This window comes from Candidatus Methylomirabilis limnetica, from assembly GCF_003044035.1.
Taxonomy (GTDB): domain Bacteria; phylum Methylomirabilota; class Methylomirabilia; order Methylomirabilales; family Methylomirabilaceae; genus Methylomirabilis; species Methylomirabilis limnetica.
The window spans coordinates 56,917-70,245 of the sequence record NZ_NVQC01000030.1; the positions used below are offsets into that span (position 1 = coordinate 56,917).

The 13,329-nt window shown below is 60.2% G+C and carries 11 protein-coding genes; 6 read left to right on the top strand and 5 right to left on the bottom strand.

The window, feature by feature from the left end; translation table 11 throughout:
- Positions 1-97 precede the first annotated feature (97 nt).
- The 3 genes from kdsB to CLG94_RS11595 all read right to left on the bottom strand — a co-directional run bounded on the left by kdsB (position 98) and on the right by CLG94_RS11595 (position 2,426).
- On the bottom strand, positions 98-904 hold the full coding sequence (gene kdsB, locus CLG94_RS11585; RefSeq protein ID WP_107563771.1) for a 3-deoxy-manno-octulosonate cytidylyltransferase: 807 nt from the start codon (positions 902-904) through the stop codon (positions 98-100).
- A 20-nt stretch (positions 905-924) separates the two neighbouring features.
- The gene (locus CLG94_RS11590) at positions 925-1,233 is read right to left on the bottom strand and encodes an antibiotic biosynthesis monooxygenase family protein (RefSeq protein ID WP_107563717.1); all 309 of its coding nucleotides are present in this window, start codon (positions 1,231-1,233) and stop codon (positions 925-927) included.
- A 167-nt stretch (positions 1,234-1,400) separates the two neighbouring features.
- Positions 1,401-2,426: an adenosine deaminase gene (locus CLG94_RS11595; protein WP_107563718.1), complete on the bottom strand. Its 1,026-nt coding sequence runs from the start codon at positions 2,424-2,426 to the stop codon at positions 1,401-1,403.
- 261 nt (positions 2,427-2,687) lie between these two features.
- On the opposite strand from CLG94_RS11595, the gene senA reads away from it, so the two are divergent.
- The 4 genes from senA (at position 2,688) to CLG94_RS11615 (ending at position 7,300) form a co-directional block, all read left to right on the top strand.
- Positions 2,688-4,004, top strand: coding sequence for a selenoneine synthase SenA (gene senA / locus CLG94_RS11600; RefSeq protein WP_107563720.1), 1,317 nt, complete (start codon positions 2,688-2,690; stop codon positions 4,002-4,004).
- Between the two features lie 185 nt (positions 4,005-4,189).
- Complete coding sequence (locus tag CLG94_RS11605) at positions 4,190-5,389, top strand: acyl-CoA dehydrogenase family protein (RefSeq protein ID WP_107563722.1); 1,200 nt, start codon at positions 4,190-4,192, stop codon at positions 5,387-5,389.
- Positions 5,389-6,579 (top strand): CaiB/BaiF CoA transferase family protein, encoded by a 1,191-nt coding sequence (locus CLG94_RS11610; RefSeq protein WP_107563724.1) that lies wholly within the window; start codon positions 5,389-5,391, stop codon positions 6,577-6,579. Before CLG94_RS11605 ends, CLG94_RS11610 begins: the two co-directional genes overlap by 1 nt.
- 535 nt (positions 6,580-7,114) lie before the next feature.
- A complete protein-coding gene (locus tag CLG94_RS11615) occupies positions 7,115-7,300 on the top strand; it encodes a DUF2283 domain-containing protein (RefSeq protein ID WP_107563773.1) in 186 nt (61 codons plus the stop codon).
- A 316-nt stretch (positions 7,301-7,616) separates the two neighbouring features.
- Here the strand turns inward: CLG94_RS11615 and CLG94_RS11620 are convergent, their stop codons facing one another.
- Positions 7,617-7,964: a type II toxin-antitoxin system PemK/MazF family toxin gene (locus tag CLG94_RS11620; protein WP_161954163.1), complete on the bottom strand. Its 348-nt coding sequence runs from the start codon at positions 7,962-7,964 to the stop codon at positions 7,617-7,619.
- A complete protein-coding gene (locus CLG94_RS11625) occupies positions 7,961-8,248 on the bottom strand; it encodes a YlcI/YnfO family protein (protein WP_107563727.1) in 288 nt (95 codons plus the stop codon). Before CLG94_RS11625 ends, CLG94_RS11620 begins: the two co-directional genes overlap by 4 nt.
- 524 nt (positions 8,249-8,772) lie before the next feature.
- On the opposite strand from CLG94_RS11625, the gene CLG94_RS11630 reads away from it, so the two are divergent.
- Both CLG94_RS11630 and CLG94_RS11635 read left to right on the top strand, forming a co-directional pair.
- Positions 8,773-10,119, top strand: a complete 1,347-nt coding sequence (locus tag CLG94_RS11630) for an ATP-binding protein (protein ID WP_107563729.1) — start codon at positions 8,773-8,775, stop codon at positions 10,117-10,119.
- 13 nt (positions 10,120-10,132) lie between these two features.
- Positions 10,133-13,327, top strand: a complete 3,195-nt coding sequence (locus CLG94_RS11635; RefSeq protein ID WP_107563730.1) for a DEAD/DEAH box helicase — start codon at positions 10,133-10,135, stop codon at positions 13,325-13,327.
- The last annotated feature ends 2 nt before the right edge of the window (positions 13,328-13,329 follow it).

Here is a 13,329-nt window from a genome sequence, read left to right on the forward strand (position 1 = left end):
GTTCTGGCCCGTCATTCCGTGCTTGACACGCCTGCCCCGTACTTGATACGGGGGAATCCAGTCGGGCCCTCTGGATACCGGCGCCCGCCCCGGACTCCTATCCGGGGTCCGCCGGTATGACGAACTCGCGGCAAGCCGCGGGGAATGAATCCCCAGTGGATTCAAGGTCTTGAAAATACCGCTCGACGCGAGCGAGATCTTCTTCGGTGTCCACCCCTATGGTGTCGTAGGGGGTCTCGGTGACATAGATCGGTATGCCATTCTCCAGGAACCGAAGCTGCTCGAGCTTCTCAGCCTGTTCCAGTCTGGACGGCGGCAGTTGGTGAAAGCGATCCAATGCCGATCGTGTATACGCATAGATACCGAGATGCTTGAAGTAGCGAGTCTCAGGCACATGGTCCCGGTTGTATGGAATAGCGCAGCGCGAGAAGTAGAGCGCCTTGCCGGTTGTATCCGTGACCACCTTCACACAGTTGGGGTTGTGCGCCTCGTCCGCCGTGATAGAGGTTTTTAGCGTACCGACCTGGACAGCGGCATCTTTCAGGAACGGCTGTAAGAGGGCCTCAAGGTGCGCCGGCCTGATCATCGGCTCATCACCCTGGATGTTGACGTAGATATCGGCCGGTAGCGTCTGCATGACCTCGTGGATCCTGTCGGTCCCGGATGCATGGCAGCTCGATGTCATGCGGACCTTCATCTGATTGCAGACGCAGTACTCGTAAACCTCTTTCGAATCGGTCGCCACCACCAGATCATCCAAAAGCCCACATTGGCTCGCGTACGCAAAAACGTGGTGCAACATCGGCCGGCCACGGATCGTCCGAAGGACTTTACCGGGCAGCCTCGTCGAGTCAAGCCTTGCCGGGATGACCCCGAGAATCGCTCGCTTTGCATGATGCTGCATCGTGTTGCAGTCGCCGCCCACTACGGTTTTTTCTCCGACAGTTGGATGACCTCATGCATCTCGAAGACATTCCGGCCCGCGAACATCTCCTGGGGCGCCGGGTTGGCATGAGCCTGCTTGAACGATTCGCTCTGAGTCCAGGCCTCGAACGCCTCCTTGCTCTCCCAATAGGTCATGATGATGTAGTAATCACCAATGATAGGCCGAAGGATTTCGTTTCGGATGAATCCCGGCATCTGATCAACCGCGCCAAGACGCCGCTCGAATCGCTTCTCAAACTCCTGCTCGTATCCCTTAGCAATTGGTACCCTGTTGGCAACGACAATCATTGCGCCCTCCCATTCACGACAATTTACCTTCATTCGGTCGCATTGTCAGCATCATAACTTTCCGAATGAAGGTCGTCAACGTACCCTTCCTGGACCCGGGAGGGGCAGGGCTTGCCCTGCCCGTGACGGGCGCAGCAAGCAGCGCCCCTACAACTGAACACGGAGGCTTAGCCGGGGTGCGCTGCCATAAAGCGGTCGAGTTCAGCAATAAGGCGTTGCTTCTCGTCGGCGCGCAAGAAGCTCGCCTCAAAAGCGTTCCTTGCGAGCGTGTAGAGATCATGCCTCGTAAGCCCGAGAGCCTTTTGTGAGGCCAGGAGATTCTCGGTGATATAGCCGCCAAAGTACGCGGGATCATCAGAATTGACGGTAACGCACAGCCCTAGATCCAGCAGTTTCTTAAGATTATGATCCTCTAGCGACTTGAAGACACGGAGTTTAACGTTTGAGAGGGGACACACGGTGAGGGGAATTCTTTCCCGGGCCAGTCGTTGGACCAGCGATGGATCCTCAAGACATCGGACGCCATGGTCTATCCGCGAAACGTTGAGCAGGTCGAGCGCCTGCCGGATATAGTCCGGGGGACCTTCTTCCCCTGCGTGGGCGACGGTCAAATACCCTTCCGCTCTGGCCCGCTGAAACACTTCAACGAACTTGTTGGGGGGATGATTCAGCTCTGACGAGTCTAATCCGACAGCCACAATCCAGTTCTTAAATCGGAGGGAGGCCTCGAGCGTCTGCATCGCCGCCTCTGCGGTCAGGTGGCGGAGGAAGCACATAATCAGCTTTGATGAGATGCGAAGTCTTGGGATGGCCTCTTCGAGGGCGCGATGGATGCCCCTGATAACCGTTTCAAATGGGACGCCCCGATCGGTGTGAGCCTGGGGATCAAAGAAGATTTCCACGTGTCGAACATTCTGTTGCGCGGCGCGCTCAAGATAGGCCCAGGTCAAATCAAAGAAATCTTGCTCGGAAAGAAGCACGCGGGTTCCGTCATAATAGATATCAAGGAACGACTGGAGGTTATGAAAGCTATACGCCTTGCGAAGCTCCTCGACCGTATGAAATCGAAGGGTCAGGCGATTGCGCCCGGCCATCTCCCACAACAGTTCAGGTTCCAATGTGCCCTCAATATGCACATGCAACTCTGCTTTTGGAAGATCGCGAATGAACTGGATCAGGTTGTAAGGGGTCATCATCTCCTTTTCTCTTCGCCCGATGAGCGTTCTCAAGTGAGAGCATACATCACCCGTCTCCCGTGTCCATACTTTTTGGGCGCTTTCAGGTGATTCAAAGAACCCTTGCCCGCTTTCCAATGCGGACTTATAATTCGCGGGGTATGGTCCCTCCTGCAGGGTGGAGGCAGGGCTTGCAGCCGAATCTATGGTGATAGCCGGTATTGCGGCCAGGCAGTAGAGGGATCGGGCGCGGTTATTTTGCTTAACAGGGAGGATCAGATGCCGACCACCATTCCCGCGTCTCAGCTTGCTTGTATGGTTACTGACGCCCACGAGCGAACCATCGGGCTGGTTCAAGATCTGGCGGAGACGCAACTGGTTGTTCCCCAAACGGAGACTGTCAATCCTTTCCTCTGGGAGCTTGGGCATACGGCCTTTTTTTATGATGTCTTTCTCCTGCCGGTTCTTGGTTCCACCAAGTTCCTGCTGGAGGGGGCGGAGAGTTTTTACGACTCGTTCAAGATAGATCACTGTGATCGCTGGGGCCTGCCCCTGCCTTCGAGAGAGACTACCCTTGATTACAAGAACAGAGTACTCGACTCGGTCCTCAAGCGTCTGGCTTCCGACCAGCCCGGCGCTGAGGAGACCTACTTGTATCTGCTCTCCGTATTGCACGAAGACATGCACGAGGAGGCATTCACCTACATGAGGCAGACCCTGGAATACCCCGCCCCAGGGCTCAGTACCATCGAGAATGGGTCGGGCGCACACGGGCTGGGTGGCGGCCCATGGCCCGGAGACGTCGAGATCCCGGGGGGGGCATTTCAGTTGGGCGCCACGCCTGATCTGCCCTTTGTGTTCGATAATGAGAAATGGGCCCATCCGGTCGACATCTCTCCATTCAAGATCGCTAAAGCTCCAGTGACCAACGCGCAGTTCGCCGAGTTCGTCGGGGATCGGGGTTATCTGCGCCGTGAGCTGTGGAGTCGTCAAGGGTGGATCTGGCGCACCAAGACGGGAGCACAGCGCCCGCTTTATTGGCACCGTGGACAGAACGGATGGCTGCACAGATATTTCGACCGGATTGTTTCACTTGAAGCGCATGCCCCTGTCGTCCACGTGGGCTGGCACGAGGCGGAAGCGTACTGCCAGTGGGCGGGCAGACGGCTTCCCACCGAGGCGGAGTGGGAGATGGCGGCCAGCGCGGAGCCCACCCCTGACGGTACACGCATCACCGGGCACAAGCGACGCTACCCCTGGGGAGATGAGCCGCCTACGCCCGAACACGCCAACCTGGATTCACGTCGGCTGGGGTGCGTTGATGTGGGAGCGTACGCGGCCGGTGACAGCGCCTTTGGCTGCCGCCAGATGATCGGCAATGTCTGGGAGTGGACCGCCTCTCCCTTCTTTCCATTCCCCGGATTTACGGTAGATTCGCCATATAGAGAATATTCTGCGCCTTGGTTCGGTTATCGCAAGGTCTTGAGAGGGGGGGCGTGGGCCACCCGATCTCGCCTGGTCCGCAACTCGTTTCGCAATTTCTTCCTGCCGGACCGACGTGACGTATTTGCGGGATTTCGTACCTGCGCCCTGTGATATTGGCTCGAAAGCCCCCCCCACTCGGCGTAGGGGCGACCCTTGTGGTCGCCCGATCTGGGCAGGCACAAGGCCTGCCCCTACAAGGGAAGGGTTGAGGAGGGGGTGCGGGATCCGGACTCTCATGTGTATGGGCGTGCCGGCGGCGCATGCGGTATTGCCCTAAAAGAACGGAAGGGACCAGCATGGACATCAGTCTGACCCCAGACCACGAGGCCGTCCGCGACGCCACGCGCGAGTTCTGCCGCCACGAGATCCTGCCGCATCTGCGCGACTGGGAGCGAGCCGAGCAGATCCCAGCCGACATCGTGCCCAAGATGGCGGCCCAGGGCCTGCTGGGTCTCTGCATTCCCCGTCGCTACGGTGGGCTGGGCCTGGACTACCTGAGCCTTGGGATCGTCTGCGAAGAGCTGGAGCGCGCTGATACCGCGTTTCGCGTCCTGATCGCTGTGCATCTTGCCCTCAATTCGCTAGCGCTGCTGCAGTGGGGAAGCGAAGAACAGAAACAACGATACCTCATCCCGCAGACCAGTGGCGAGAAGTTGGCGGCCTTTGCCTTGACCGAGCCGGACGCCGGAAGCGATGTCGCGGGCATCCGCGCGACCGCCCGGCGCGACGGTAAGCACTATATCCTCAACGGCGAGAAGACCTGGATCAGCCTGGCCGATGTCGCCGACCATTTTCTGGTCTTTGCCTACACCGACCGTGGAGCGGGCCATCGGGGTATCTCCGCGTTCATCGTCGAGCGCGGCTTTGCAGGCGTGAGCAGTTCCAGCCTCCACCACAAGCTGGGCGGGCGTATCGGCAACACCGGCAGCATCGCTTTGCAAGAGGTACGCGTGCCCGCTGATAACCGCGTCGGCGCGGAAGGCGAAGGGCTCACGATCGCCCTGAGCGCGCTGGACAATGGCCGCTATGCGGTTGCTGCCGGCGCGGTCGGTTTGATGGAGGCCTGTCTTGAGGCCAGCGTCTCTTACGCCGAGCAGCGGCAGAGCTTCGGACAACCTATCGGGAAGCACCAGCTCATTCAGCAAAAGATCGCCCGCATGGTCGCTGGGCGCGACATCGGACGATTGTTGTACTATCAGGTCGGCTGGCTCAAGAATCAAGGGACGAGGTGCACGCGCGAGGTCAGCCTGGCCAAGTGGATGAACTGCGACAACGCCTTCCGGGCCGCAGATGATGCGGTTCAGATTCATGGGGCGTATGGCTACAGTGACGAGTTCCCGGTTGAACGCTACTTCCGCAACGCCCGTGGGTCGTTGATCTACGAGGGCACGCAGGAGATCCACCAGTTGATTCAGGCGGAGTATGCGCTGGGCTACCGTACCAACAAGCCGCTTTCACGACCGCTGCCACCCTATCCGTTTGAGGGGGACGCGTAATGGCCGGCGCACTGGACGGTGTGCGGGTCCTGGACCTGTCGCGGCATCTGGCAGGACCTTACTGCGCGATGATGTTGGGCGACCTGGGTGCTGATGTCATCAAGATCGAACGCCCAGGCGTTGGCGACGAGTCACGCCACTGGGGGCCGCCGTTTTTTAGCGGGGAGTCGGCCTATTACCTGTGCTGCAACCGGAATAAGCAGAGCCTCACACTCAACTTCAAACACGAACGCGGCCTTGCCCTTGCCCGTGAACTTGCGCGAGGCAGCGATGTGGTCATCGAGAACTTTCGTGTCGGCGTCCTGGACAAACTCGGTCTGGGTTACGCGGAGCTGAAAGCCATCAACCCGCGCCTAGTGTACTGCTCTATCAGCGGGTTCGGGCATACCGGCCCCGACCGCGAGTTAGGGAGCTACGACTTTCTGATTCAGGGTCGCAGCGGCCTGATGTCGATCACCGGCGAGCCCGACGGCCCGCCCATGAAGGTCGGGGTGGCGATCGCGGACGTGGCCGCCGGCCTGTTCGCGTGCAGCGCTGTCCTTTCGGCTCTTTTTGCTCGGGAGCGAACCGGCGCTGGACAGCATCTTGACATCGCGCTCTACGATTCGCAGATCGCGGTACTGGCAAACGTGGCAAGCAACTATCTCTGCTCTGGCGAGATACCCGGGCGTTGGGGCAACGCGCACAAGAGCATCGTACCGTACGAAGCGTTTCAAGCAGCGGATGACTACCTGATCCTGGCCATCGGCAACGATGAGCAGTGGCAGCGGTTCTGTGTCGCGGCGGGTGTCGCCGCATGGGCACAAGATGCGCGCTTTGCGACTAATCCGCAACGCGTCGCGAACCGCGAGGCGTTGATCCCCCTACTGAATAGCCTGCTCAGCGGTAAGACGGTTGCCGAGTGGCTGCGGCTCTGCGCCGAGGCTGATGTTCCAGCTGGACCGGTGAACACGTTCGACAAGGTCTTCGCCGACCCGCAGGCGGATGCGCGAGGGATGCTCGTCCAGATGCCGCACCCCACGTTAGGGACCGTACGGCTGGCCGGCACGCCCCTCAACCTCTCCGCGACGCCGGCCGAGATGCGCCTGCCACCCCCGCTCCTGGGCGAGCACACCGACGCGATCCTCAGAGAGGTCCTTGACCTGGGTGATGATGCGATCTCCGAGCTACACCGCGATGGGGTCGTGTGAAAATGAGCAGTAGAACCTTTCAAGGTGCCCCGCTGGCCAGCGGGGATCTGGGTTGAAGGGGGCTACATGCCCGCGCCTGAGTTGTTGGTTATCATCCATAGCTAACGACAAGGATATCCAACAGTTGGTTCCTGTGCAGGCGTTGCTGTCAAAGGTATTCCAAGGGGTGTGTCATGGATATCGTGTCGCATGTCACGCACCAATATCGTAGAGTCCCTCCAGGAAATGTCGGCTAATATCTGTTAGCAGTATTGGAGATATGAATGGAAGTTGCTTATTCGGTAAATGGTGTGCCGATACGACTAACTTATGAAAGATGGTACCATATTGTCGAAAATCACGATGATTTGGCAAGCTGCTTCTATGAGGTACTTGATACTGTAGAGAAGCCGGATATTGTTGTTCGTGGAAACAAGGGGACTCTGAAGGCTGCGAGAAACATCGGAAGGAGAAAGTGGCTGGTAATAGTATGGCGACAGTAACAACCAAGAGAACGGTGGATTTCATCAGTAACTGTGTTGCAGTAGCGACCGACATGCTGAAATTACCAACGCAACATGTGTGGTTGGACTACGACAAGGAGGCAGATGTGCTCTATATGAGTTTCCGCAAACCTCAGCGAGCTACCACAACGATTGAAACGGACGATGATATATTGATACGGAAAGATGGGAAGAATATCGTTGGTCTGACGATATTGAATGCGAGCACTAGACAATAATAAGAATTCCGCTAACCAATCGTTCCAGCGGATGCGGATAAAGCCCCGCACCGCTGAACTCTGCGTTGAGGCTGTAGAAAAACCTCCTCGCGAAGAGCACTCGCCATAGGACGCGATATGAGCGACGATCGTCCGAAATCTGACGCTTTGCCCAACATCGGCGGGATCGTGGCCTCTCGCGGCTCAGAGAGAGCCGCAGGCTCGGCACCATTGGGCAGCAAGGAAAATCATGATCTGTTGCTGAGGCCTCGAAAGACGGGGTTTTCAGAGTTTTTCTACAGCCTCGTTATGTGACCGGAGATTGTCTTGGGCTTGGCTATGGCAGATCCTGCGCAATTCTTAAACCGTCACCGACTTGGGCGAGAAGTTCGGGTGGAAGTATCCCGGCAAGCGAGGTCAACTTACTTCGATCAAGCGTCGTCACTTGGTGGCAGAGCGCGACACTGTCTTTCTTCAGGCCGCCTGCTCCTGCCGGGAGCAGCACGGTGGTCGGTCCACGTCGCGCCTGGGAGCCGGATGTGGAAATGGGGACCACAATGACGGATCGCCACCCTGGGGTCTGGTTAAACGCATCGTGCGACACAACAATGACCGGCCGGGTGCCTTGTTGTTCGGATCCGGATCGTGGGGAAAGGCTGGCCCAATACACCTCGCCTCGCTTCACGGGTCGGACACTCGCTCGGAGTTCTCCCAGGCATCCACCACGTGCTCAACGCTTGCTGCTTCCAAGTCCGGATCGAGATCGTCGGAGGTCCCCGCGACTTTTCGTGCGTAGCACGCAATCTCGTCATGCACGGAGGCCCGATACTGCTCGGCAAGCCAGAGATCGATCGCCTCACGGACCAAGACTGTGGCCGGTCGGTTCTCGCGTTTGGCTTCTGCGCGGAGGCGCTGATACAGCGGTTGTGGCAAGGGTACGTGCAGGTTCTTCATATCCGTCTTTGGCATGGTCTATCCTCCTGACAGTAATTATGGCAGAAAAGATGCCATGCGTAAAGTTCAGTTGTGGGAAATCATGTAGCCGTAGTAAATTTAGTGAGTTAGAATTTGGGCATAGTGGGGTCGGTCACATAACCAGCGATTCGACCGGGCGTACGGAACGCACCGGTTAATAGCGTCCCGTTAGGAGCACCAGGGTGGTGGCCGCGACTATCGGAAACGCGGTAGTCTTGAACGACTGGATCTCATGAAGGCTCGAAGGATCAACTCGAACAAGCCGCACTTGTGGAAGGCCGACATTGCGGCCCCTGTTGACCAATTCAACTCGTGGTTGCGCCTATCCGAATCGACCCGAGGACAGCAATCTCAGATCGAACAGGGCGAGCTATTCACATGAGGCCATGGTGGCCACGCTACAGGGCCGGATCCGTCTGACGGTGGCCTCGGTGGAAGGCCATCTGTCCGCGAATTTCGCCTTCCCGTAGGGCGAATAGTCCTATATATTATCCCTCGGAAAAGGAGAATATGCCCCGATGACCCGAGCGATCCCCCGGGAGCTGAAGGAAGCCCTGACCGAGAAGCTGGCGGAGTCGCTCGCCGGGCCGCTGCCAGAGGCGACACCGCGGCGGGTGTACGGTACGGTGGCCCTGCCCGGCAAGGTGAGCGCCGTGATCGGCATGCGGCGCGCGGGCAAGACCACGTTCCTCCACCAGTTGCGTCGCGAGCGCCTGGAACGGGGCACGCCCCGGGAACACCTGCCCTACGTGAACTTCGAGGACGAGCGGTTCGCGGGCCTCGAAGCGGGCCAGCTCGGTTTTCTGGTAGAGGAGCACGGCCGCCGGTTCCCCGAGGCACGCGCGCGGGCGACCGTCACCTGGTGCTTCGACGAGATCCAGGTCGTTCCTGGCTGGGAGCGGTTCGTCCGCCGGTTGCTGGATGCGGGCGGCTGCGAAGTGATCGTGACCGGATCCTCGGCGGCGCTCCTGTCGCGCGAGATCGCGACGGCGCTGCGCGGGCGCGCATGGGAAGTGCCGCTCTACCCATTCAGCTTCGCCGAGGCACTGCGCCACCGCGGACAGGCCCTCCCCGCCGATTCCGCCTTTCTCACCGGGGAGGAGCGCGCTCGAATCGAGCGGGCCTTCGCAGACTGGCTCGTCACCGGCGGCTTCCCCGAGGCCCAGGGTCTCGACGGCGCCGCGCGGCGCCAGTTGCTGCGCGACTACGTGGATGTGGCCATGCTGCGCGATGTGGTGGAACGCCACGGGGTGAGCAACGTGACGGGGCTGCGCTGGCTGGTGCGCCACCTGCTCGGCAACGCGGCCGCGCACTTCAGCGTGGAGAAGTTCTACGCGGCGCTGAAGAGCCAGGGCATGGCCATCTCCAAGGACACAGTACACCAGTTGCTGGCTCATCTCGACGACTGTTTCCTGGTGCGGCTGGTCTGGATGGAGTCGGCCTCGGAGCGCCAGCGGATGGTCAATCCGCGCAAGGCCTACCCGGTGGACTCGGCGCTGATCGCGGTATTCGATCGCAGCGGACGCGCCAACAGCGGGCACGCCCTCGAGACGGCGGTAATGATCGAGCTCGAGCGGCGACGCTGCGCCGTGACCTATGTGCGCACGCCGGCCGGCTACGAAGTGGATTTCCTCGTACGCGGGGCGGAAGGCGAGATGGATCTGATCCAGGTGTGCGCCGACGCCAGCGATCCGGCGACGGCCGAGCGGGAGTTGCGGGCACTCGCCGAGGCCGGTCAGATCTACCCGGGTGCGCGGCTGCGGCTGCTGACGCTGACCCGCGACGGGGCACCTGCCGAGGTGCCTTCCGGCATCCTCGTGCAGCCCGCGTACGAATGGCTGCTCGAGATTGTGAAAATCGACTAAAGGGAATTTGCAGATGATCGTTGTGCATTCCGGAGTCTATGATGGCCGAGTGCTTCTCTGGGGCGAAACGTCTGCACAATCGGATGCTGTTCTTCCCACTAGGCGGCGCGGCCGAAAGCCGGAGGTCTCCCACCCCCCATCTCTTCCCTATGATCCCGAGGCCAAGGGGCTATCGGCGGCTCTGATGGAAGCGGGATTCAGCTTCGCAGCCGACAAAAAACGGATCGAGACCGTGATCGCCTGGATGCCCACCATGGACAAACAGCCGGTTGCATCCAGCCCCTTGATCGCTGAGCCGCCGAAGTCCCGCGCCAAACCCATCCTGACACCCTGGACGGTGACGACGCTTCCCCTTTCTCCCGAACAAGCAGTCGAGGTTCTATGCGCCTGCGTGGGCAAGCAGACGTTGGCGCCGGGCGTAGTCGTCGGAAGCGATCTGGCGTTTTGGGCGACGGCCATGCGCTTCGCCGCAGCGCTCGTGGCCCGGCAGCAATTTCTTCCCGGAGTGACCGACGACACTGGAACCTATCGCGCCCGCTGGGGGCCGGTCTTTGCCGGACCAGATGCCGACCGACTGGCCACGCTCGCCAAGGCCATGCCTCACATCTGTCGGGCGTTGACTCGTGAGAGCGTCTTGCCGCCGGAGACGCCGTCACGATCTGTGCTCTGCGACTTCATCGATGGGATTGTTGATTACCTCGTCCGCTCCCCGCTTCAAGCATGCGGGGACAAGCCTGCGCTCCTGACGCAGCCCTCACCGATCAAGTCAGGACTTGGGCGCAAGAAGCAGACGTCCACCCCTTCGGCTAGGCTCAGAGCCTGCCCCGGACTCGATCCGGGGACAGGCTTCGACAGCGTTCACGACCAGTGGCTGTACGCCCTGCGGTCCCCTCATGGGATTATGGAGGGCGACGCGGCGGCGCTGGCGCAGTTTGCCGTTCAGGTTCGCGAATGGCAACACCCGATCGCCGTCTCTACGGCCACCCCATTCCGGCTCTGCTTCCGCCTGGAGGAGCCCGAAGGCAACGGAGATGATAGTGGTGCGTGGTATGTCCGTTATCTGCTGCAGGCTGCTGACGATCCCAGCCTGCTCATCCCGGCGAAAGACGCCTGGAACGCCAAGGGGCCTCAGGCGTCGATTCTAAGAAGCGGCGGGTTCAAAGCTCGGGAATATCTGCTGTCGTCCCTGGGCCAGGTTTCGGGGATCTCCTCACACATCGAGGCCAGCCTGAAGACAGCCGCCCCGGGCGGTTACGAACTGGATTCAACCGGCGCCCATGGATTCCTTATCAACTCAGCAGCGGTGCTGGAACAGGCGGGTGTTGGGGTCCTGCTGCCGGCATGGTGGACGCGTAAGGGAACAAAGCTGCGCCTGACCGCCCGCGCTCATGTGAAGAGCCCCAAGATGCAAGGAGGCGGTGGGCTGTCCCTTGATTCGATTGTCCAGTTCGACTGGCAAATAGCCCTCGGTGGCGAGCGGCTCTCCCTCGAAGAACTCAAGGTCCTGGCGCGCCTCAAGCAGCCCCTGGTCAAGGTGCGCGGCCAGTGGGTACAGATGAACGCCGAGGAGATCCGTACAGCGCTTGATTTCTGGAAGAAGGCCGCAGGTCACGCTACCGCACGCGAGATTGTCCGGATGGCCTTGGGTGCGGGGAAGGCGCCGGACGGCATCGCTTTCGAGGGCGTCACCGCCACAGGCTGGATCGCCGACCTGCTGTCCTCATTGGACGGGCGCGCCGCGTTTGAGTCTCTGCCCGCGCCGGACGGATTCCAGGGAACGCTGCGTCCGTACCAGATGCGTGGCTATTCATGGCTGGCCTTCCTGCGGCGCTGGGGGCTGGGAGCGTGTCTGGCGGACGATATGGGACTCGGCAAAACCATTATGGCGCTGGCACTGATTCAACGGGACTGGGAAGCAGACGACAAACGGCCGGTGCTGCTGGTCTGCCCGACGTCTGTTGTCGGCAACTGGCAGAAAGAAGCCGCCGGCTTCACGCCCGATCTGCCCGTCATGGTCCACCACGGCATTGCCAGAACGAAAGGCGCTGAGTTGAAGACGAAGGCGCAAAAGCAGGCCCTGGTCATCTCCAGCTACGCACTCCTGCACCGGGATTTCGAGACCCTGAAAGAGGTGCCTTGGTCCGGCGTGATCCTCGACGAGGCGCAAAACATCAAGAACCCGGAGACCAAACAGGCGAAGGCCGCGCGGGCGCTAAAGGCAGGCTATCGCATTGCGCTCACCGGCACCCCTGTAGAGAACAACATCGGCGATCTATGGTCCATCATCGAGTTCCTCAACCCAGGCTTCCTCGGCACGCAGAGCGAGTTCAAGCGGACGTTCTTCGTCCCCATCCAGGCCAACCGCGACCAGGAGGCGGTGAAGCATCTGAAAGGCCTGACCGGGCCGTTCATCCTGCGGCGGCTCAAGACTGATAAGTCCATCATCACCGATTTGCCAGAGAAGATGGAGATGAAGGTTTTCTGCACGCTGACCAGGGAGCAGGCGTCGCTCTACGCCGCCGTGGTCAAAGACGCCACCTCCAAGCTGAACTCTTCCAAGGGCATCCAGCGCAAGGGTGTGGTGTTGGCGACGCTGTCGAAGCTCAAGCAGGTCTGCAACCACCCGGCGCAGTTGCTGGGTGACAACTCCGCGATCCCCGGACGCTCGGGTAAGTTAGCCCGTTTAACCGAAATGCTGGAGGAGATTATCCAGGTCGGGGACCGTGCGCTGGTCTTCTCGCAGTTCGCCGAGATGGGCGACATCCTCCGACGGCACCTGCAAGAGGTGTTCGGACGCGAGGTGCTCTTCCTGCATGGAGGGGTCTCACAGCCGCAGCGAAACCGCATGGTCGAGCGCTTCCAGGCCGGCGGTGACGGCCCGCAGATCTTTCTCCTGTCCCTCAAGGCCGGCGGCGTCGGCTTGAACCTGACACGCGCCAACCACGTCTTCCACTTCGACCGCTGGTGGAACCCGGCGGTGGAGAACCAGGCAACCGACCGCGTCTTTCGCATCGGCCAGACCAAAAACGTTCAGGTCCACAAGTTCCTCTGTGTGGGAACCCTGGAAGAGAAGATCGACGAGATGATCGAGCGCAAGCAGGAGATCGCTGAGGGGGTAGTTGGGACGGGAGAGGGCTGGCTGACCGAACTTTCAACTACTGCACTCAAGGACCTCTTCACGCTACGAAAAGAAGCGATAGGGGAATAGAT

Bases quoted from the DNA above. Each gene is read 5' to 3' on its own strand.
- senA (WP_107563720.1), top strand. From the start codon at position 2,688: ATGCCGACCACCATTCCCGCGTCTCAGCTTGCTTGTATGGTTACTGAC.
- CLG94_RS11615 (WP_107563773.1), top strand. From the start codon at position 7,115: ATGCTGAAATTACCAACGCAACATGTGTGGTTGGACTACGACAAGGAG.
- CLG94_RS11590 (WP_107563717.1), bottom strand. From the start codon at position 1,233: ATGATTGTCGTTGCCAACAGGGTACCAATTGCTAAGGGATACGAGCAG.
- kdsB (WP_107563771.1), bottom strand. From the start codon at position 904: ATGCAGCATCATGCAAAGCGAGCGATTCTCGGGGTCATCCCGGCAAGG.
- CLG94_RS11635 (WP_107563730.1), top strand. From the start codon at position 10,133: ATGATCGTTGTGCATTCCGGAGTCTATGATGGCCGAGTGCTTCTCTGG.
- CLG94_RS11595 (WP_107563718.1), bottom strand. From the start codon at position 2,426: ATGACCCCTTACAACCTGATCCAGTTCATTCGCGATCTTCCAAAAGCA.
- CLG94_RS11605 (WP_107563722.1), top strand. From the start codon at position 4,190: ATGGACATCAGTCTGACCCCAGACCACGAGGCCGTCCGCGACGCCACG.
- CLG94_RS11625 (WP_107563727.1), bottom strand. From the start codon at position 8,248: ATGCCAAAGACGGATATGAAGAACCTGCACGTACCCTTGCCACAACCG.
- CLG94_RS11630 (WP_107563729.1), top strand. From the start codon at position 8,773: ATGACCCGAGCGATCCCCCGGGAGCTGAAGGAAGCCCTGACCGAGAAG.
- CLG94_RS11610 (WP_107563724.1), top strand. From the start codon at position 5,389: ATGGCCGGCGCACTGGACGGTGTGCGGGTCCTGGACCTGTCGCGGCAT.